This is a genomic window from Rhizobium sp. TRM95796 (assembly GCF_025779995.1).
Classification (GTDB): Bacteria; Pseudomonadota; Alphaproteobacteria; order Rhizobiales; family Rhizobiaceae; genus Rhizobium_E.
The window spans coordinates 216,341-235,782 of sequence record NZ_JAOXHE010000006.1 but is presented as its reverse complement, the minus strand read 5'-3'; the positions used below and the strand labels follow the sequence as shown (position 1 = coordinate 235,782).

Genomic DNA, 19,442 nt, shown 5'->3' with positions numbered 1-19,442 from the left:
AAACCGGAAAACCGCATGACCCAGGACGCCCTTGAGACGCGCGCAGACAAGAGCCCCGCCGGCGGCTCGGGCGAAGACATGTCCACGATCCTCGCCCGTAACATCGAAGCGCTGACCCAGAGGAAGGCTGAGGACGACCGCAAACGGTCGCGTCAGACCCGAATCGCAGCCGGCATCAGCGCATTTGCCGGCAGCATGACCTTCGTCTATCTGCACATCGCGATTTTCGGGCTGTGGATCGTCGTCAATCTCGGCTGGTTGCCTCTGATTCCCGCCTTCGATCCCACCTTCGTGGCGCTCGCCATGGTCGCTTCTGTCGAGGCGATCTTCATCTCGACCTTCGTGATGATCAACCAGAACCGCATGGCGGCGCTGGAAGACAAGCGCGCCGAACTGAGCCTGCAGATTTCGTTGCTCGCCGAACATGAAACGACGCGGCTGATCAGCATGGTCGAATCGATCTCGCGTCATCTGGACGCGCCGGTGACGGTGGCTGATCACGAACTCACGGACCTCAAGAAAAACTTGCCGCCCGAACAGGTGCTGTCGGAAATCGAAAAACAGACCCGCTGACCGGAATCGATAGGGGGTGTGGCGTTGGAGTGTGGATACGCAACCGTCGATGATCATGGCGCGGCTGAAGCGATGGACGGAGCCATTGTGCGAAAATCGGCGTGGACCGGTTCGCTGACGCCTTGGCCCTCCACGAGCTCAAGGGTCTTGGCTTTCCAATCATCTCTATGGATGCTCGGCGTGCCGCGGATGGCCGTATAGCTCAGCTTGGAAGACGGACGAGGCGGAAGCGCATACTCTTTCGGAGATTCCGACGAGCGGTCGGCGTTCACCGGTGCGAGGACTAACCGACTAAAATGTCGTGACATTCTGCAGTGACGTAGTTTCTGTGAGTTCTGGGAAGTAAATTTGGTGGAGTAGCCAGTTCCACCAGTTTTGGTCTGGAAACAGGCGAAACCTTCAGGGGCTCTGGTCTCAAATAAAACCCGAAAAATCAAATATGTAGGCGAGTTCCGAGTTTTTGGGTCTACACAAAGCCACTGGAAAACAGGTCAAATCGTTGTCGTTATCTGGGATCGGATTGCTGTTCCGTGAGATGAAATTGCCGGTAGCTGAGCCGCCTTTGCATTCTGTCTCGATCCCATTGCAAATAAACGAACGGCCGTTGCCGCCTCACGGACGCGTATTGCTGTATAGTGGACCGTCTTTGCATCATGCCGCATGCGGGGTGTCGTTATCCGAGTTCCTCTGCCAAGCAGCTGACGACGGCCATTTGGCAGACGTTCTAAACTGAAAAGCTACCGGAAATGGGGGCAGAACAATTGGGTGGGCGACCGGCAGACCGCCCTCTGCTGCAGCCTACGGAGGGCCGCCAGCGGCCACGTCTGCAGCTCCATTGGTACTCAAGGGGCTATGCTCACCACCCCATAACAGCATCTATGCTACAGGGCATAATTGCTCAACTTGACCGGCGATTTGCCGGTCATTATGGGTGACTTTCAATGTCATCGCGTCCATCCTGGCATAGCCAAATCGAACGGCGGGAATTCCCAAACTCAGGAGTGGATATTATGCGCTAGCTGACCCCGCTTGTTGATTTCCACTGAGAGCTGACCCGGCGCAGCCAGATATTTCCATTGAGAATTGACCCATGTTTCAACCGTCCCTCGCATGTTTTCAGCGGGGGCTCTGGAGTGATCGACATGGCGTTACTGAGCGTAATCCGACGCTGGCATTTTCGAGAGCATCTATCGATCCGGGAGATTTGCCGCAGGACCGGCTTATCCCGGAATACCATCCGCAAATATCTGCGAGCCGGCGGCGTGGAGCCGAAGTTCAACGTCCCAGAGCGGCCGAGCAAGCTTGATCCGTTTGCAGATCGGTTATCGGCCTGGCTGAAGACGGAGTCGAAGAAGAGCCGCAAGCAGAAGCGGACGATGAAGCAGCTACACGCTGATCTTGTCAGCCTCGGCTACGAGGGGTCCTACAATCGTGTGGCGGCATATGCGCGGGAATGGCGCAATGATCGTCAGAGGGAATTGCAGACGACGGGCCGCGGGACATTTGTGCCCCTGGCGTTCGAACCAGGCGAAGCCTTCCAGTTCGACTGGTCGGAGGACTGGGCGATCATCGGCAATGAGCGCACCAAGCTGCAGATCGCCCACACGAAGCTGAGCTACTCCAGGGCCTTCATCGTCCGGGCATACCTCCTGCAGACGCACGAGATGCTGTTCGATGCCCATAATCATGCCTTCCGCGTCTTCGGTGGCATTCCTGGTCGCGGCATCTACGACAACATGCGTACGGCGATCGATAAGGTCGGTCGTGGCAAGGAGCGCGACGTCAATGTCCGCTTCATGGGGATGGCCAGCCATTATGTGTTCGAGCCCGAGTTCTGCAATCCGGCTTCCGGCTGGGAGAAGGGACAGGTCGAGAAGAACGTGCAGGATGCGCGTCATCGCTTCTTTCAACCGATCCCGCGCTTTCCATCACTGGAGGCCCTGAACGATTGGCTTGAGGAGCGTTGCAAAGAGTTTTGGGCCAAGACACTCCACGGTCAGATGCGTGGCACTATTGCCGACATCTGGGCCGAGGAAGTTCCTGCTCTCATGCCGCTCTCCAGGCCGTTCGACGGGTTCGTCGAATATACGAAGCGGGTCACGCCCACCTGCCTCGTGCATCTGGAGCGCAATCGCTACAGCGTTCCGGCATCCTTCGCCAATCGACCGGTGAGCCTCAGGGTCTACCCGGATCGGATCGTGGTTGCCGCAGAAGGCCAGATCGTCTGCGAGCACCGCCGCGTCATCGATCGTTCCCATGATCGGCCAGGACAGACCATCTACGACTGGCGTCACTATCTGGCGGTGGTGCAGCGTAAGCCCGGAGCTCTTCGTAGCGGTGCACCGTTCATCGAGCTTCCCGATGCATTCCGGACCTTGCAGCAATACCTGCTCAAGAAGCCGGGTGGCGATCGAGAGATGGCCGATATCCTGGCACTCGTCCTTCAGCACGACGAACAGGCCGTGCTGTCGGCTGTCGATATGGCGCTGAAGTCTGGCGTTCCGACCAAGACGCATGTGCTGAACCTGCTGCATCGGCTCGTTGACGGCAAATCCTTCACGCCGCCAACCCTCGACACCCCTCAGGCACTGACGCTCACCAATGAACCCAAGGCTAATGTTGAACGATACGACACCTTGAGAAAGACGGAGGCTCGCCATGCGTCATAATCCAGCAAGCGGCGCGATCGTCATCATGCTGCGGCAGTTGAAGATGCATGGCATGGCCCAGGCCGTCGGGGAACTTACTGAGCAGGGATCGCCCGCGTTCGAGGCTGCCCTTCCGATCCTGTCGCAGCTTCTCAAGGCGGAGACAGCCGAACGAGAGGTCCGATCGACCGCGTATCAACTCAAGACGGCACGCTTCCCGGCCTACCGTGATCTGAACGGCTTCGACTTTACCAGCAGCGAGATCAACGAGGCGCTCGTGCAACAGCTTCATCGCTGTGACTTCCTCGATGACGCCAACAATATCGTTCTGGTCGGCGGACCTGGCACGGGCAAGACGCACATTGCCACCGCGCTCGGCGTTCAGGCCATCGAACACCACCACAAGCGAGTGAGGTTCTTCTCGACGGTCGAACTGGTCAACGCGCTTGAGCAAGAGAAGTCGCAAGGCAAGTCGGGACAGATCGCCAATCGGCTCGTTCACTCTGATCTCGTCATTCTCGACGAGCTGGGATACCTGCCATTCAGCGCTTCAGGCGGGGCGCTGCTCTTCCATCTGCTTAGCAGACTTTATGAGCGCACCAGCGTCATCATCACCACCAACCTCAGCTTCAGTGAATGGGCAAGCGTCTTCGGCGACGCAAAGATGACCACCGCACTGCTCGACAGGCTCACCCACCACTGCCACATCCTCGAAACCGGAAACGACAGCTTCCGCTTCAAGAACAGCTCGGCCCATCAGCCCAAAACATCAAAGGAGAAACGCAGGAACTTGACCCCGACCAACAACACGAACAATACCTAAAGGCGAGTCAATTCTCGGTGGAAACGCCGGGTCAGCTCTCAGTGGAAATCAACATCCAAGCTCACCGAAGCCTTCGCCTATAGCAGCGATGACAACATCACCTCGCGCGGCCGGAGAAACATAACTTACACATATGCAAACGCCCGACCGCACGCCATCTCCTCCTTCACGATCGGCAGCGGCGACAGCGCCGGCTGCTATGTCGTAAACTATGACGCAAACGGCAATATCACCAAGGAAACCAACGACGCTACAAAGGAGGTTCTGCGCACCTTCTCCTGGGATGCGCTCAATCGCCTCTCCACCGTCAATATGACCGGCGGCAGCGCCTTCACCACCTATGTCTACGGCCCCAACGGATCGCGCGCCAAGAAGATCACCAAGAAATCCAGCGCCGACAATGCGGCGATCGTCTATCCGATCACCCTTTATCCCGACGCCACGACCGAAATCTCCATCAGTTCCACCGGAGCCGCAACCTTCACCCGCTATCCGTCGCCCGACTTCAAGGTCGTCGGATCGACAAAGCGCTTCCTCTTGCGCGATCATCTCAACTCCGTCCGCAAGATCCTCGACAGCTCAGGCGCAGAGGTCGAAAAGACCCTCTACGCCGCCTATGGCGAGATGACCAACACCGACATGCAGTCCCAGATCGGCTATATCGGCGAACGATACGACCCCGAAACCGGCCTGCTCTATCTCAACGCACGCTATATGGACCCCATCAAAGGCCGGTTCATATCACCGGACAGCTACGATCCGACCGAACAAGGCGTCGGCACAAACCGTTACGCCTACGCCGGAAACGAACCCATTAATTATAGCGATCCAAGCGGGCATAGCTTCTTTGGCGACATCAAGGATGCGCTCGGTCTCACAGGTGACGACAGCGATGTTGACACAGCGACATCATCGGTCGGCGATCCCGGCGTGAATGCAAGCTCGCGAGATCAAACGTCGGCTTCCGCCGATGTCTCCAACGTCAGCCTCGACGTCGAAGATGACCCGAATGAAGAGCCCACAGAACTGAAAAAATTGGTGGTTATTTCGGACTATGAAGATAAGGATATAGAAGACCCCGATCGCCAGAATTTGGATGCTGTCTCCGGTGCCCGAGATACACCAAGGGACGTGGAAGTTGCTGGCGTAAAGGATGTTTGTTGTGCGTTAAGCCTTTTTCTTAGCGGTATAACAGGTGATCCGGTAATAGGTGCAAAAGATCCCATGGCCCTAGAGTCGGTAAAAGAGGTTGAGCCCGAACTGAATTTTAGCCTGACACGAAAGGGAAAGAAAAAGAAGTAGCGGTAAAACACAAAATTTCGCGCGGAGGTTGATATGGGCGATTCTGTTGAAATTCTAGAAAACCGGGCTCTCGAGCTTATAAATTCAGGAGCTGGCGAAGAAGCTGTTAAGATATATGAAGCAATTGGCAGAAGCAATCATGAATTGTATGGGGCCTCCAACTATAAGATTGGATCCATTTACCAGAATGGAAAGGGAGTTACTCCTAATCTTGAGTTGGCTTTGCACTTTTACGAGAAAGCCGAGCAACAAGGATTAAAAGTAGCTTCATACAGCCTTGGTGTAGTGCGCCAGGAGAGAAAGGATTACTCCAAGGCGTTGGAACATTTTAGAAGTGTTGCTGATTTAAATCCGTCTGCAGCCTACTGGTGTTACCGCATATTGCTAAATTACCCCGATTTGAGGTCGTCCGAAAACGAGGAATTGTACTATCTGGATCTTGCGTGCTCTCTTGGACATCTTGTGGCCAAGCGGGCATATGCGCGCATTTGTCTGACGGGCCAGCGCGGTTTGATTGACTTTTTATATGGAGCGATGATCTACATCAGGTTTCCATTTGAACTGTTCTTCGCTATAAAAAACAAGAAAATATTCTATTTTCAATAATCTTCGGCGAAGAATTCGCACATCACTGATTTCGCTTTGTAATATTCCGCTTTCAACTATTGAATTCTGCAGGATTTCGCGGTTGTGGGCGGCGGAAACTTGCAGTTGCGCGACCTTGCAGATCATGATTCTCTGTGTCCGGCAGGGTGTTCATGGGAGCATTGGCATGCGTCCGAGGGGGGGTAATTGCCCACCCCCTTGCCAACGGTTGAAATTGCTGAATCCATGGCGCGATGGATAGAGGTGATTTGCAGCGTCTTACGAAGGACGAATTGATCGAGCTGGTGTTGCGGATGCAGCACCCGGAGAAGACATACCGCACGTCCTCGAAGCCGCCATCGACTGACCGCAAGAGCGTCGCGAGCAATCGAAGCCTGGCGGCGCCAAGCCTGGGCATGAGGGTCACAGTCGTGCGCTGACCGACAAATTTGACCGCATCGTTGAACATCGCCCCGATCAATGCGCCTGCTGCGGAACTTTGCTGGCGCACGATCTTGCCGCTGTGATCGTCAGCGAACATGACGCGATCGAACTGCCCGACATCAAGCCGTTCGTCGAGCGCCATCAGCGCTTGATGGTGAACTGCCCCTCTTGCGGCGAGCGTATTGCTGCGCCCCCGCCCGCTGCTGCAAAAGGCACGCCATTCGGTCCGCGCCTGCATGCGGTGGCGACCTATCTCAAGACCTTCCAGGCTCTGTCCTATGAGCGGCTTCAGCGCGCGTTGGCCGACCTGCTTGGGCTGACCATCAGCCAAGGCGGCCTCATGAATATGCTGCGCCGGGCGCAAAGGGCTTTCGTCGCCGAGCGCGATATCGCTGTTGCGGCTCTGCGCCAGGCCAAGGTTGTTGCATCGGATGAAACCGGCGTGCGGATCGAGGGCAGCAATTCCTACCAATGGGTGTTCCGCTGCGCCGAGGCTATTGTCCATCAGGCTGCCCCATCGCGCGGCGCTGTCGTTGTCGAGACCCTGATGGACGGCCACCGCCCACAGGTTTGGTGTTCCGATCGCTATTCGGCTCAGCAAGGCCATGGCGCTGCCCATCAGACATGTCTTGCTCATCTGGCGCGCGATGTCGCCTACGCCGAACAGGCCAGCGAGGACCTGCTCCCCTGGCGACTTCGGTTCTGGCTCAAACAAGCCTTTTGCCTGGCCAACGGCATCGCAAGCCTTGCCGCATCGACCATCGCCGCCAAGCGGCGGGCTCTGGAGAAAAGTCTCTATGACATTCTCACGACATCGACGCACTGCGCGTTTGCCGGAAAAGTGCAGAACAAGTTCCGGCGAGCCCGCGATCAGCTCCTGACCTTCGCCCTCCATCCGGGCTTGGTCGAACCGACGAATAACGCCTGCGAGCGCGCTTTGCGACCCGCCGTCATCCAGCGAAGGGTTACCAACGGCTATCGCGCCATGTGGGCTGCAAAGGGAGAGGCCGATATCCGCACCGTCGTCGACACGGCGCGCCTAAAGCCGGGAGCCAATACCTTCGCAACCATCCTCCAAACCATCACAGCCTGAAATCGGCGCGAAATGGGCCGTGGGCAATTACGTCCCAACGACCACCATCGGGTAGGATACAGCGGCTAGCCTGGCAACCTTCGCGCTAAGCTTGGATGTCCGCTTGTCGTTAGCCGGCTCCCAAAAGCCGCTAGTCTATATTCGGCCCAAAATCAGACGTCTGCCGACCAACTTTGGAAGCTGATCCTTTAAATTTGCTTCCTGGTCATGTCTTGCAAAATAGGATCACGTATTCAGGCTACTGAAGGCACATATAGTTGTTTTTATTATTCTAAGTTATCCACATATTCTTTCATATTGTCTTTTATAACCATTTCCACCCCCTGGTCGAACATTTCTTCAAAGCGGCTTTAAGACCCCTTCAAAGGCGCTTCAAAGCCAGTTTCAGACCAAAGCCGGATTTTCCGATTTTGCAGCTCGCATAGGTTGAGTTTACCACCTTTCCTCACTTGCACCTGACCTCACCATCGCAAATCATGAAGACGTGATTTGTTTGACGCTTTTGAGGTCTCTCATGAACACGCATTCGCCTTCGATTGAACTGCTGCCGGTCGGATCTTTGCGACCCTATGCCGGCAATGCCCGCACCCATTCCAAAAAGCAGATCGGCCAGATCGTCGAGAGCATCAGGCGGTTTGGCTTCACCAATCCGGTGCTGATCGGTGATGACGGCGAGATCCTGGCCGGCCACGGCCGGGTGAGGGCGGCCAAGGAATTGGGATTGACGGACGTGCCAGTGGTGCGGCTGTCGCATCTGACGCCGGCCGAGCGGCGCGCCTATGTGCTGGCGGACAACAAACTGGCGCTGAATGCCGGTTGGGACAGCGAGGTCCTGGCGATCGAGCTGCAGGGGCTCATCGATCTCGATTTTGACGTGACGTTGACTGGCTTCTCGCTGGCGGAAGTCGACTTCGCTCTCGATCATGCCCGTGAGGCGTCGCCGGCGACGGTGGATGATGACGCCGATCGGATTGTTGCGCCATCGTCCGGGCCGTCGGTCAGCCGGATGGGCGATCTCTGGCGGCTCGGCCGGCATCGGCTGCTCTGCGGCGACGCGCGGTCGAGCGAAGATGTCGATCGGCTGGTGGAAGGAGAGAGCATGGATCTCATCTTCACCGATCCGCCCTACAATGTGGCGATCGACGGCAATGTCGGCGGACTGGGCTCTATGCGTCACCGCGAATTCGCCTTTGCCTCCGGCGAAATGAGCAGGGAGGAGTTCACCCACTTCCTGACAGTGACCTTGAACAACGCCGCCCGCGTCGCCAGGGATGGAGCCATCGCCTTTGTCTGCATGGACTGGCGTCACATGCGCGAGATGCTCGACGCCGGCGAGGCGGCATTCTCGGAGCTGAAGAACCTCTGCGTCTGGAACAAGACCAATGGCGGCATGGGCACCTTCTATCGCTCCAAGCATGAGCTGGTCTTCGTGTTCAAGGTTGGCTCTCAGCCGCACACCAACAGCTTTGGTCTGGGCGACAGCGGTCGCTACCGCACCAATGCCGGCATCAGCAGCCTCGGGGCTAAGCGCATGGAGGATCTGGCCATGCACCCCACCGTCAAGCCGGTGGCGCTGGTGGCGGACGCCATCAAGGATTGCTCGCGACGCGGCGAGACGGTTCTGGATCTCTTCGGCGGATCCGGCTCGACGCTGATCGCCGCCGAGCAATGCGGAAGGGCCGCCCGTCTCATCGAATATGACCCGCTTTATTGCGACACGATCATCGAGCGCTGGCAGCGATATACCGGCAAGCAGGCGGTGCTGGAGGGCAGGGGAGATCAAGCCACATTCGAGAGATTGCGAGAAGAGCGGCTGGAGGGGCGCGTTCACAGTGACGCCGGCGAGGAGGTCCTAACCCAACCGTCAAGCACCTCACGCTCCCAACCAACTACCACAGCCAACACCCGCAAGCCGAGGAGCCGCCGCCATGGATGAAGAGGCGATCAAAAGACAGATCTTGTTCGGCGAGTATAGCGAGCCTAGGCGTCCGGCCAATCGCGGCCAGTTCCAGAAGGGCAATCCGGCAATCCCAAGGGGCGGCCGAAAAAGGCTGTCGCCGATCAGGCGCTGTTCGATCAGCCGATGCTGTCGGCGGCGCTCGCTCTTGCCGATAGCCATGTGCCGGTCCGGGAGGGCGGGGAGACGCACTCCATTCCCTGGCGCGAGGCGATCATGCGCTCGATCTTCACCAATGCCGCCAAGGGTAATGCCCGCTCTCAAACTCTGGCCGTGCACACCATCATGCGCGCCGACGCGGAGAGGGCGCGCAAGCGCGCCGAGGAGATCGCCTTCTGGCGGGATTATCAGCAGAAGACCTGGGCGGAGATCGAGACCGCCAAGACGAAGGGGCTGCCGCCGCCAACGCCTCTGCCTCATCCTGACGATATCATTCTGCATGAGAAGGAGGGCGTCCGCTTCCTCGGTCCCATTGACGAAGTCTGGCAGGCAAAGTTGGAGGAGACTATTCGCTATAGGGATGTGCTGATCATGCAGGACGCGCTCGACCAGCGTAGCGACAGCCGTCTCGACGGCGAGCCGATGCGTGAACCCGGAGCGGCAGGTTTGTGCGCCCATCTCCTGGAGAAGGGCATTCCGCCACGCATGAGGCTCAGCGACACCGAATGGGTTCTGCGGATGATGAAATATGAGAACATGCCGAAGCGGGTGCTGATGAAGGAGCTCTATGGCGCCTGGCGCAGCCTCGGCAAAGACCTGCCGCGTGGCTATGTCTTTCCGGAGAAAACGGTCATGCTTGAGAACGTGGAGATCATTATGAACGAAGTCCGTGAGATCCTGGCCGCCGAGGCATGATCGCGGCGTCGGCGGCGCGGGGCGGAGGAAAAAGTTTTTTCGCGCAGCAGGGCTGGCTGTCTTGTCCCAACAGCCCGCGCCGCCGGCCCCACCTCGCCAAGACGGGGTGGGATCTGGGATAACTTACTACCGAGCGAACTTCCCGCGCAGGCGACTGGACTTCAGCCGCAAAGGAAGCATTGCTGTGCAGGCGGAGAGGAGCTCGCCTCCGCCTGCCCACGCCCGCCACAACTATGCGGGCTTTCGTCAGTGCAAGCGCTGGATGGTCCGGCGCATGGACTTTGACAGAGGCTTACATGTCGATCATCACCAATATCCGCAAATCGGTTCGCAGCCATATCGCCGGCGCAAGAGCCGCGCAGCTGACGGCGCCGGCAGAGCACATCACCTTATCACCCGCCGCTCCGATGGCGTCTGTAGGCGCCGACACGCCACCGTCGGCATCCCGCAAGGCTGGGAAGAAGTCGCCGAGATCCGCAAAGGACGCAGCCGCCGTCGACAACCAGGAGCAAGTTCGTGGAACGTTGGCGCCATCCGCTTCCAGAACAGATGCCCAGGCAGAGCAGATGGTCCAGGCAACCAAGACCGCCGAGATAAACTGCGCCTCAACGGTCAAAGCCCGTAAGACCGATCTCGTCTGGACCTGCTCAATCGTGACGCCGGTGCCTCGATGGCCGACCTGATGGCGGCGACCCAATGGCAGGCCCATTCGGTGCGCGCCTTCCTCTCCAGCGTCATCCGCAAAAAGCTCCAGCATCAGGTGATCACAGAGAAAGGGGAGGATGGCGTCAGTCGTTATCGGCTGGTTCGCGATGATGATCGGGGCCATGGTGGCGCCGCCGACGAAGTTGATGGGAATGCGCTGGAGAGCGACGCGAAGGCTGCTGCCAAGACTGCGGCTGCCACAGCCCTGCAGAGCGCCGCCACGACCGAGGTTCTCTGACATGGCCAAGCGCAAGCCAATGCTGGAACACCAGCTGCAAGCCCTCGATCGTCTTCCCCGTGCCGATCTCATCGATCTCTGGCGCAAGCGCTATGGCGCGCCGCCGCCATCAGGCGTGCGCCAGCCTTTGTTGATACGTTCGGCGGCCTGGCGCATCCAGGAAGATATGCTCGGCGGACTGTCCGTCAGCGCCACGCGGCTGTTGAAAGCAGCCATCAGAGCTGCCGAAGCCAAGCTTGCCGCCCGGTCGGCTGCTGCTTCGGTTGCGGTGGCCTCTTCAGAACCTGCTGAAGCTGTCCCTGCTGTTCTTGTCTCCGAAGCAGCAGATCGGCAGCCTCACATCCGATCCATTCCTGTCTCCGGCGCGCGGCTGATCCGCGAGTGGAATGGCAAGCGCTATGTCGTCGATGTCTTGCCAGAGGGATATCTGCTGGATGGCAAGATCCACCGCTCGCTGACAGCCATCGCCTATGCGATCACCGGGGCAAAGTGGTCCGGCCCGAGGTTCTTCGGACTATGAGCGAGAAGGGCCGACTGCGCTGCGCCATCTACACCCGCAAATCGAGCGAGGAGGGGCTTGACCAGAGTTTTAACTCGCTCGACGCCCAGCGCGAAGCCTGCGCCGCCTTCATCACCTCGCAGGCGAGCCTGGGATGGCGTCTGATCCCGGAACCCTACGATGATGGCGGCATCTCCGGCGGCACGCTGGAGAGGCCGGCCATCCAGCGCCTGCTCCAGCATATTCGCGAAGGTCGGATCGACATCGTTGTCGTCTACAAGATCGACCGTCTGACCCGATCGCTGATGGACTTCTCCAAACTCGTCGATGTCTTCGACCGCCATTCCGTCTCCTTCGTCTCGGTCACCCAGCAGTTCAACACCACGACATCGATGGGGCGCCTGACGCTCAATGTCCTTCTGTCCTTCGCCCAGTTCGAGCGCGAGGTCACCGCCGAACGCATCCGCGACAAGATCGCCGCCTCCAAACAGAAGGGCATGTTCATGGGCGGCCGCGTGCCGCTCGGCTACCGTCTCGACAATCGCAAGCTGGAGGTGGATGAAGCCGACGCCGATTATGTTCGCCATCTCTTTCGTCGCGTGGTTGAGCTCAAATCGGTGAGCGCGGTCAAACATGAGATCGACGCCGCCTGCGAATCCTATGCGAGGAGTAAACCCGAAATGGAGACGCCGCGTCGCTGGCGGGCCATGACCCATGGCCAGCTGCGCTATCTTCTCTCCAATCCGACCTATATCGGCAAGATCACCCATAAGGGACGCATCCATGACGGGGAGCAGCAGGCGATCGTCTCCCAGGACCTCTTCGATGCGGTCCAGGCCGAAATCAGCGAGATCCGCACTGGGGGCCGTCGCGGGCGCGGAGCGCCCGACATCCATCTGCTCAACGGCATCGCTTTTGACGAAACCAGTGATCGCCTCAGCCCCTCAAGCGCAGCAAAGGGCTTGAAACGCTATCGCTACTATCTCTCTCATCGCCTGCAAAAGAACTCCAGGGGCAGAAAGGATGGATGGAGACTTCCAGCCGACGAGCTGGAGCGCATCGCGCTTTGCCAGGCCAACGCCGTTCTAGAGAATACCAATATAATCTCGACCTGGCTGGAACAGGCGGGAGCCGGAACCGCCATCGCCGCCGCACTGGACCGGCTCAACGATCTCAAGGACGATCTCGCCTCGCCGGATCCGTTCCGCCGTCGGGATTGCATCCGCCTGATCTTCAAGGCGATCACGATCGCTCCCAGCGACATCCGATTTGACATCAATCGGGACGCCCTTATCAAAGCCTTGATTCCCGAAGATCAACAAGGCGCGATAAAACCAACAATCCCCAGCGACGATCCCCAGGATGACGAAACCTCCACCATCACCATTCCGATGACCATGAAGCGCCGCGGCGTCGAGATACGGATGGTGGTTCAAGCAGGCGCCGGGCGAGAGCCGGATCAGGCGCTGATCGATCTCATCGCCCGAGCGCATATCTATCTCAACCGGCTCACCAATGGCTCGGCATCATCGATCGCCGAACTCGCCGATCAGCTCGGTGTGCATCGCGCCGATATCAGCCGCATTCTGCCGCTGGCCTTCCTGTCGCCGCAGCTGACCGAATCGATTCTCTCCGGTCGTCAGCCTGCTGATCTCACCGTCCGCACCCTCTCAAGGCTGGTGGACATTCCTGCAAGCTGGGCGGAGCAGGCAACGCTGCTCGGCGGGTAAAAATACCACCAGACTGTCCCAAACGATCATCCGCAGTCCGTGTCTTCAAGGCGCGGGCTGCCCTCATTGCATGCGGACGTATCTAGACCACCACGCCCACCCGGCAAAATTAGTGGACGCAGGTGAGGGCCGACAGAGACTGCAGCCGGGAAAGGGCGGAAAGAGAGGAGATATCGGCAGGCGTCTGGGGGAGATAAAGAGACAGCGCGAGCTAACCCACGGAAATGTCAAGTCTCTTTGGATCGGTGCAGCTTTGGTGAGTTCTGGGAAGAAAATTTGGTGGAGCTAAGCGGGATCGAACCGCTGACCTCTTGCATGCCATGCAAGCGCTCTCCCAGCTGAGCTATAGCCCCATCCTTGCCGTGTCCGGCGGGTGGTCCCGACCTCGTTTCCGTGTCGGTGGGCGCTGTATATTGTCGCTTATTCGGATTGGCAAGCGATAAAATGAAATCGGGCCGATTTTTTTTATCGGCCCGGAAAAGTCAGCAAAATCAAACTTCGTCTTCGTCGGAGCCGACGCCGATCAGGCCGGTCATGTCGTCTTCGTCCTCATCCTCGTCCTGTTCGAGGAAGGTGTCGTCGTCATCGTCGCCGATATCCACGTCGTCGTCGCCGAGATCCGGAATTTCCTCGGAGCCGGCTGCTTCGTCGTCGGCTTCCTCGAGCGAGACGAGTTCGACTTCCGTGGTTTCGGTGTCGACTTCCGCCACATCCTCTTCCTCGTCCTTCTCCAGAACCTTGGCGACGGAATGCTCTTCGAAGAAGGAGAGCGGGTAGGACTTGCCGGTATAGGGCGACACGACCGGATCGCGGTTCAGGTCGTAAAATTTCTTGCCCGTTTCCGGGTCGATGCGCTTGGTTCCGAGTTCGGGTTTTGCCACGTCTAGACCTCTTGAGTGGTAAGCTTGAAAAGAAGCCGTCCGAAATGCCGGAAACGGCGGGCGCCACGAACGGCGATGGTCATTTTCAGGGATCACGCCCTTATCTTTGTTGGGCGCGTCTGTCAAAGCCTAATCGCCCCGCGAATCAGCGGCGCGCCTCGATTATGGTCGAAAGTCAGGGGCCGCCGATACGGCTTTCTCCGGTCTCCGGCGTCTATGGCCTATCGTCGGGCGTCGCAGCTCTTGCCGATGCCGACGCCTCGGAGGATAAGGATGGACGCCATACCGAGAAAGGCCGATCATGTACACGTTCTTCTTCACGCCCGGCACCTGCGCGCTGGCCGTCCGAATCGTCCTCGAAGAAATCGGGGCGCCACATGAACTGGTCCGTGTGGATTTCTCCACACAACAGCAGACCTCGCCCGACTATCTCGCGGTCAATCCCAAGGGGCGGGTGCCTGCGCTCATCACGGATCGCGGCGTGCTCACCGAGACCGCGGCGTTGCTGCCCTATCTCGCACAGGCATTTCCCGAGGCGGGGCTGGCGCCGCTCGACGATCCCTTCGCCTTCGCCGAGATGCAGGCGTTCAATGCCTACCTCGCCTCGACCGTGCATGTCGCACACGCCCATGGCAGGAGAGGCGCGCGCTGGGCGTCGGAACCGTCCTCGCTGGAGGACATGAAGCGCAAGGTGCCGGAAACCATGGCGGCCTGCATGACGCTGATCGAGCGCGATTTGTTTCGCGGCCCTTGGGTAATGGGACAAGCCTATAGCGTGGCGGACGCCTATCTCTTCACCGTCGCGACCTGGCTGGAAAGCGACGACGTCGATATCGCCGGCTTCCCGCGGATCGCCGAGCACTACCGCCGAATGGGAGAACGTCCCGCCGTGCGCCGGGCGCTCGCCTGAAGCGAAGTTCGGCCGCGATGAGGTAAAGTTTTGTAAGAGTTTCGCCTTCGCCTTTGACGCGCCCCAAGCCTCTGCCTACATCCCATCCAGGACACAATGCGCGTTTCGTCCCGAACTATCCGGTCGCATCCCGGCGATCATGGACGAGCGGACCGGTCGCGCCGGATGCCATGGAGTACCAGGACGATGAAGAAATGGGCGGGCTGGCTGACGCTGGCGATCCTGCTGATTGCGGCAGCCGGGGGGTATATCTGGCTCAACAGGGCCGAAACCGGCGATCCCCTCGCCAATGTCATCACCGCCAAGGCCACCCGGGGCGACATCGAAGTCGCGGTTCTGGCGACCGGCGCGGTGCGGCCGGCAAGGCTCGTGGCGGTGGGCGCGCAGGCGTCGGGCCGTATCACCGATCTGCATGTGACGCTCGGCCAGAAAGTCTCGGAAGGCGATCTGGTCGCCGAAATCGACAGTCTCACCCAGCAGAACGCATTGAAGACGGCGGAGGCCGCGCTCGCCAATGTGCGGGCTCAACGCACCGAAAAGCAGGCCACGCTCACTTACGCCGAATCGGCGCTCGAGAGATCGCGACAGGGGCTGGCCAGCCGCGCCACCTCGCAAGACGCATTCGAGAACGCCCAGACGGCGGTGTTTACGGCGCGGGCGCAGATCGCCGCCCTCGATGCGCAGATCGCCGAGGCGCAAGTGGCGGTCGCCAGCGCAAGGGTGGATCTGGGTTACACCCGCGTCACCGCGCCGATGGATGGAACCGTCCTGCTGGTCGTGGCGCAACAGGGGCAGACGGTCAACGCCGCCCAGACCGCGCCGACCATCGTCGTCCTCGGCCAGATCGACCGGATGCTGATCCAGGCCGAGATCTCGGAAGCCGATGTCGTCAATGTGAAGCCGGGCCAGGACGTCTATTTCACCGTGCTCGGCGACGGCGCCCGTCGCTGGGAAGCCAAGCTCGATTCCATCGACCCGGCGCCGGACAGCCTGCGCTCGGATTCGGAGATCTCGACCTCCAGTTCCTCCAGCAGCGTCGGCAGTTCGTCGTCGACGTCGGAGGCCATCTATTATTTCGGCCGTTTCACGGTTCCCAACACGGACGGCGTTCTCAAGACCTATATGACGGCGCAGGTGCATATCGTGCTCGGGCGCGCCGAAAATGTGATCCTGGCGCCGGCCTCGGCGATCCAGCCGCCGGCAAAACCCGGAGGCAAGAGCCGTGTCGAGGTGGTCGGGCCGAACAAGACGATCGCATTCCGCGAGGTGGAGACCGGCCTGAGCGACAAGCTGCGCACGGAAATCAAGTCGGGGCTGGAAGAAGGCGACGTGATCGTGACCAGCCGCGGCTCGACGACGGCTGCGGCGGCGGACGGCGTCGGTCGCCCTCCGATGAGGCTCTGACCATGACCGACCCGCTCATTTCCCTGACCAAGGTCCGCCGCGAATTCCCCGCGGGCGAAGATGTGATCACGGTGCTCAAAGATGTCGATCTCGAAATCGCGGCCGGCGAATTCGTGGCGATCATCGGACCCTCGGGATCGGGCAAATCGACGCTGATGAACATTCTCGGCTGCCTGGACCGGCCGAGCGGCGGCGGCTACCGCATCGGCGGCAGGCTCACCACGGATCTCGATCCGGACGAACTCGCCCAGCTTCGACGCGAGCATTTCGGTTTCATCTTCCAGCGCTATCACCTGCTCGGCGAACTCTCGGCCCTGTCCAACGCCGAGATCCCGGCGATCTATTCCGGCATGTCGGCGTCCGAGCGGCGCAGCCGCGCCAGGGCGATGCTGGAACGGCTGGGAATGGGCGAGCGCCTGAGCCACCGTCCGGGCCAGCTGTCGGGCGGCCAGCAACAGCGGGTCTCGATCGCGCGCGCTCTCATCAATGGCGCCGACGTGATCCTCGCCGACGAACCGACCGGCGCGCTCGACACCAGGACCGGCGAGGAGATGCTGAAGATCCTCGAAGAACTGAACGCCGAGGGCCACACGGTGATCATCGTCACGCATGACATGGCCGTGGCCCGACGCGCTCATCGCGTGGTGGAAATTTCCGATGGACGCATCGTTTCGGATCGCCGGACGGAAGAGGCGGATGCGGCCGAGGCGGTGTCCGATGGAGATTCCCGACGAAAGGTTTCGGCGGGAAACGCCGTCATGGCCGGGTTGGACCGGTTCGGCGAAGCCTTCCGCATGGCCCTGATCGCGATGAACGCGCATCGTCTGCGCACGTTTCTCACCATGCTCGGCATCATCATCGGCATCGCGTCCGTCGTCAGCGTGGTGGCGATCGGCGCGGGGTCGCAACAATTGGTGCTGCAGGAAATATCGCGTCTCGGCGCCAATACGCTGGAGATTTTTCCCGGCAAGAATTTCGGCGACGTGCGCTCCGAAAAGGTCCAGACTCTCACCCTCGCCGACGCGGAGGCGCTGGCGGCCCAGCCTTACGCGGCCGGCGTCACGCCCACGGTCACCAAAAGTCTCACCCTGCGGCGCGGATCGCAGGAAGCCTCGGCGCTGGTCAACGGCGTCGGCCCCGGCTTTTTCAGCGTCCGCAACGCCGCGCTCGCGTCGGGCCGATTTTTCGATATTGCGAGCGTGAACGCCCGCGCCCAGGACGTGGTCATCGACGACAACACCCGAAAGACGCTGTTTCCGGATGAGGACGCGGTCGGGCAGATCCTGCTCGTGGGCGCGGTGCCCTGCCGCATCATCGGCGTCATCGAACCGCAGGAACAAAGCTTCGGCGGGTCGGGCAATCTCAATGTGTATCTGCCCTTCACCACGGTTCAGGCGCGGCTGACGGGGGAGACGAGCCTGCGCTCGATTCTCCTCAAAGTGTCCGACGACGCCAGCACCACGCTCGCCGAACAGGTGGCGACGGAATTCCTTACGGCGCGCCACGGAACCAAGGACTTCTTCATCTTCAACACCGACCAGATCCGCCAGACGATCACGGCGACCGCCGAGACGCTGACTTTGCTGGTTGCGGCCATCGCGGTGATCTCGCTGGTGGTCGGCGGCATCGGCGTCATGAACATCATGCTGGTGTCGGTGTCGGAACGGGTGCAGGAAATCGGGGTGCGGATGGCGGTCGGCGCGCGGCGCTCCGATATCCTGCAGCAATTTCTGACGGAAGCCGTGCTGGTCTGTTTCGTCGGCGGATTTCTCGGGGTGGCGACGGCCTTCGGGCTCGGCGGACTGGTCTCGCTGCTCACCGACAAATTCGCGTTCATCTACTCGACGCCGTCGATCATCGGCGCTTTCGTCGTGTCCACGCTGATCGGAATCCTGTTCGGTTTCCTTCCGGCGCGCAACGCGTCGCGGCTCGATCCGGTGGTCGCCCTCAGTCGGGCGTGACGCGTCCGTAGCCGCGACAAACGATGCGTCGCCCCGGCATTTTTTGCGCCTGCGCTTGGCAAGGCCCATGTCTCTGCCTATGAAAACACCCGCGTGAGTGCGACAGTTTCATGATTCTTGCCACGATCAGGGTTTGGGAATGCCGACAATAGCCATCGATGGCCCCGCAGCTGCTGGAAAGGGAACGCTGTCCCGGAAAATCGCGGACGCCTATGGCTTTCATCATCTCGATACGGGCTTGACCTACCGCGCCGTGGCCAAGTCCATGCTGGATCAGGGGCTGCCGCTCGACAGCGAGGCGCAGGCGGCGGATGCCGCGCGACGGCTGGATCTGTCCAGCCTCGACCGGACCGTACTGTCGCAGCATGCGATCGGCGAAGCCGCCTCCCGCATTGCGGTGATGCCGGACATGCGTCGCGAACTCGTCGAGGCGCAGCGCCGTTTCGCCCGTCGCGAGCCCGGCGCGGTGCTCGATGGACGCGATATCGGCACTGTGGTCTGCCCCGATGCCGATGTGAAGCTCTATGTGACGGCGTCTCCCGAGGTTCGCGCCCAGCGTCGCCTGGATGAAATCCATGCCAATGGCGGCTCGGGTGATTTCGACACCGTACTCGCCGACCTCGTCAGGCGCGATGCGCGCGACATGGGCCGCGCCGACAGTCCGTTGAAACCAGCGGCTGATGCGCACTTGATTGATACGTCCGAAATGGGTATAGAGGCGGCGTTTCAGGCAGCGAAAGCGATTATCGACGAGCGCTTGAAATAGGTTTTCCTGTATTCCGCGCGCCGGATCTGCCCCGTTTTTGAGGGCCGGACTATGGGGAAGGCCTGTGT

The 19,442-nt window shown here is 59.9% G+C and carries 15 protein-coding genes, 1 tRNA gene and 2 pseudogenes; 16 read left to right on the top strand and 2 right to left on the bottom strand.

What is annotated here, in order from left to right; genetic code table 11:
* Positions 1 to 78: 78 nt before the first annotated feature.
* From OCK01_RS15200 to OCK01_RS15145, 12 genes and pseudogenes are all read left to right on the top strand, one after another.
* Positions 79 to 573: a DUF1003 domain-containing protein gene (locus tag OCK01_RS15200; protein WP_263824853.1), complete on the top strand. Its 495-nt coding sequence runs from the start codon at positions 79 to 81 to the stop codon at positions 571 to 573.
* Between the two features lie 1,142 nt (positions 574 to 1,715).
* On the top strand, positions 1,716 to 3,242 hold the full coding sequence (gene istA, locus OCK01_RS15195; protein ID WP_263824659.1) for an IS21 family transposase: 1,527 nt from the start codon (positions 1,716 to 1,718) through the stop codon (positions 3,240 to 3,242).
* Positions 3,232 to 4,044, top strand: coding sequence for an IS21-like element helper ATPase IstB (gene istB, locus OCK01_RS15190; RefSeq protein WP_263824658.1), 813 nt, complete (start codon positions 3,232 to 3,234; stop codon positions 4,042 to 4,044). Before istA ends, istB begins: the two co-directional genes overlap by 11 nt.
* Positions 4,045 to 4,356: 312 nt before the next feature.
* The gene (locus OCK01_RS15185; RefSeq protein WP_412179015.1) at positions 4,357 to 5,346 is read left to right on the top strand and encodes an RHS repeat-associated core domain-containing protein; all 990 of its coding nucleotides are present in this window, start codon (positions 4,357 to 4,359) and stop codon (positions 5,344 to 5,346) included.
* A gap of 33 nt (positions 5,347 to 5,379) precedes the next feature.
* Positions 5,380 to 5,952, top strand: coding sequence for a tetratricopeptide repeat protein (locus OCK01_RS15180; RefSeq protein WP_263824657.1), 573 nt, complete (start codon positions 5,380 to 5,382; stop codon positions 5,950 to 5,952).
* A gap of 233 nt (positions 5,953 to 6,185) precedes the next feature.
* A pseudogene (tnpC, locus tag OCK01_RS15175) lies at positions 6,186 to 7,468 on the top strand (IS66 family transposase).
* 514 nt (positions 7,469 to 7,982) lie between these two features.
* On the top strand, positions 7,983 to 9,404 hold the full coding sequence (locus OCK01_RS15170; RefSeq protein ID WP_263824656.1) for a site-specific DNA-methyltransferase: 1,422 nt from the start codon (positions 7,983 to 7,985) through the stop codon (positions 9,402 to 9,404).
* A 90-nt stretch (positions 9,405 to 9,494) separates the two neighbouring features.
* Positions 9,495 to 10,280: pseudogene (locus tag OCK01_RS15165) on the top strand (DUF5681 domain-containing protein); the annotation flags it as partial.
* A gap of 296 nt (positions 10,281 to 10,576) precedes the next feature.
* On the top strand, positions 10,577 to 10,963 hold the full coding sequence (locus tag OCK01_RS15160; RefSeq protein ID WP_263824655.1) for a hypothetical protein: 387 nt from the start codon (positions 10,577 to 10,579) through the stop codon (positions 10,961 to 10,963).
* Positions 10,951 to 11,223, top strand: a complete 273-nt coding sequence (locus OCK01_RS15155) for a DUF3489 domain-containing protein (RefSeq protein ID WP_263824654.1) — start codon at positions 10,951 to 10,953, stop codon at positions 11,221 to 11,223. The genes OCK01_RS15160 and OCK01_RS15155 overlap by 13 nt, the downstream gene beginning before the upstream one ends.
* Position 11,224: 1 nt before the next feature.
* The gene (locus OCK01_RS15150; RefSeq protein ID WP_263824653.1) at positions 11,225 to 11,743 is read left to right on the top strand and encodes a DUF2924 domain-containing protein; all 519 of its coding nucleotides are present in this window, start codon (positions 11,225 to 11,227) and stop codon (positions 11,741 to 11,743) included.
* Positions 11,740 to 13,452 carry a recombinase family protein gene (locus tag OCK01_RS15145; protein ID WP_263824652.1) on the top strand — a complete coding sequence of 571 codons (1,713 nt, stop codon included), beginning with the start codon at positions 11,740 to 11,742 and terminating at the stop codon, positions 13,450 to 13,452. The genes OCK01_RS15150 and OCK01_RS15145 overlap by 4 nt, the downstream gene beginning before the upstream one ends.
* Positions 13,453 to 13,729: 277 nt before the next feature.
* On the opposite strand, the gene OCK01_RS15140 is transcribed toward OCK01_RS15145, so the two are convergent.
* Positions 13,730 to 13,805 (bottom strand) — tRNA-Ala (locus OCK01_RS15140).
* 138 nt (positions 13,806 to 13,943) lie between these two features.
* A complete protein-coding gene (locus tag OCK01_RS15135) occupies positions 13,944 to 14,333 on the bottom strand; it encodes a TIGR02300 family protein (RefSeq protein WP_182827482.1) in 390 nt (129 codons plus the stop codon).
* Positions 14,334 to 14,634: 301 nt separating this feature from the next.
* Between OCK01_RS15135 and OCK01_RS15130 the strand changes: the two genes are divergently transcribed.
* From OCK01_RS15130 to cmk, 4 genes are all read left to right on the top strand, one after another.
* The gene (locus OCK01_RS15130; RefSeq protein ID WP_263824651.1) at positions 14,635 to 15,243 is read left to right on the top strand and encodes a glutathione S-transferase family protein; all 609 of its coding nucleotides are present in this window, start codon (positions 14,635 to 14,637) and stop codon (positions 15,241 to 15,243) included.
* A 186-nt stretch (positions 15,244 to 15,429) separates the two neighbouring features.
* The gene (locus tag OCK01_RS15125) at positions 15,430 to 16,647 is read left to right on the top strand and encodes an efflux RND transporter periplasmic adaptor subunit (protein ID WP_263824650.1); all 1,218 of its coding nucleotides are present in this window, start codon (positions 15,430 to 15,432) and stop codon (positions 16,645 to 16,647) included.
* Between the two features lie 2 nt (positions 16,648 to 16,649).
* Positions 16,650 to 18,608, top strand: coding sequence for a MacB family efflux pump subunit (locus OCK01_RS15120; RefSeq protein WP_263824649.1), 1,959 nt, complete (start codon positions 16,650 to 16,652; stop codon positions 18,606 to 18,608).
* A 139-nt stretch (positions 18,609 to 18,747) separates the two neighbouring features.
* Positions 18,748 to 19,374 (top strand): (d)CMP kinase, encoded by a 627-nt coding sequence (gene cmk / locus OCK01_RS15115; RefSeq protein ID WP_182827479.1) that lies wholly within the window; start codon positions 18,748 to 18,750, stop codon positions 19,372 to 19,374.
* The last annotated feature ends 68 nt before the right edge of the window (positions 19,375 to 19,442 follow it).

What these genes read in the sequence shown, in the direction of transcription:
- OCK01_RS15200 (WP_263824853.1), top strand. Translation starts at nt 79, where the DNA reads ATGTCCACGATCCTCGCCCGTAACATCGAAGCGCTGACCCAGAGGAAG.
- istA (WP_263824659.1), top strand. Translation starts at nt 1,716, where the DNA reads ATGGCGTTACTGAGCGTAATCCGACGCTGGCATTTTCGAGAGCATCTA.
- istB (WP_263824658.1), top strand. Translation starts at nt 3,232, where the DNA reads ATGCGTCATAATCCAGCAAGCGGCGCGATCGTCATCATGCTGCGGCAG.
- OCK01_RS15185 (WP_412179015.1), top strand. Translation starts at nt 4,357, where the DNA reads ATGACCGGCGGCAGCGCCTTCACCACCTATGTCTACGGCCCCAACGGA.
- OCK01_RS15180 (WP_263824657.1), top strand. Translation starts at nt 5,380, where the DNA reads ATGGGCGATTCTGTTGAAATTCTAGAAAACCGGGCTCTCGAGCTTATA.
- OCK01_RS15170 (WP_263824656.1), top strand. Translation starts at nt 7,983, where the DNA reads ATGAACACGCATTCGCCTTCGATTGAACTGCTGCCGGTCGGATCTTTG.
- OCK01_RS15160 (WP_263824655.1), top strand. Translation starts at nt 10,577, where the DNA reads ATGTCGATCATCACCAATATCCGCAAATCGGTTCGCAGCCATATCGCC.
- OCK01_RS15155 (WP_263824654.1), top strand. Translation starts at nt 10,951, where the DNA reads ATGGCCGACCTGATGGCGGCGACCCAATGGCAGGCCCATTCGGTGCGC.
- OCK01_RS15150 (WP_263824653.1), top strand. Translation starts at nt 11,225, where the DNA reads ATGGCCAAGCGCAAGCCAATGCTGGAACACCAGCTGCAAGCCCTCGAT.
- OCK01_RS15145 (WP_263824652.1), top strand. Translation starts at nt 11,740, where the DNA reads ATGAGCGAGAAGGGCCGACTGCGCTGCGCCATCTACACCCGCAAATCG.
- OCK01_RS15130 (WP_263824651.1), top strand. Translation starts at nt 14,635, where the DNA reads ATGTACACGTTCTTCTTCACGCCCGGCACCTGCGCGCTGGCCGTCCGA.
- OCK01_RS15125 (WP_263824650.1), top strand. Translation starts at nt 15,430, where the DNA reads ATGAAGAAATGGGCGGGCTGGCTGACGCTGGCGATCCTGCTGATTGCG.
- OCK01_RS15120 (WP_263824649.1), top strand. Translation starts at nt 16,650, where the DNA reads ATGACCGACCCGCTCATTTCCCTGACCAAGGTCCGCCGCGAATTCCCC.
- cmk (WP_182827479.1), top strand. Translation starts at nt 18,748, where the DNA reads ATGCCGACAATAGCCATCGATGGCCCCGCAGCTGCTGGAAAGGGAACG.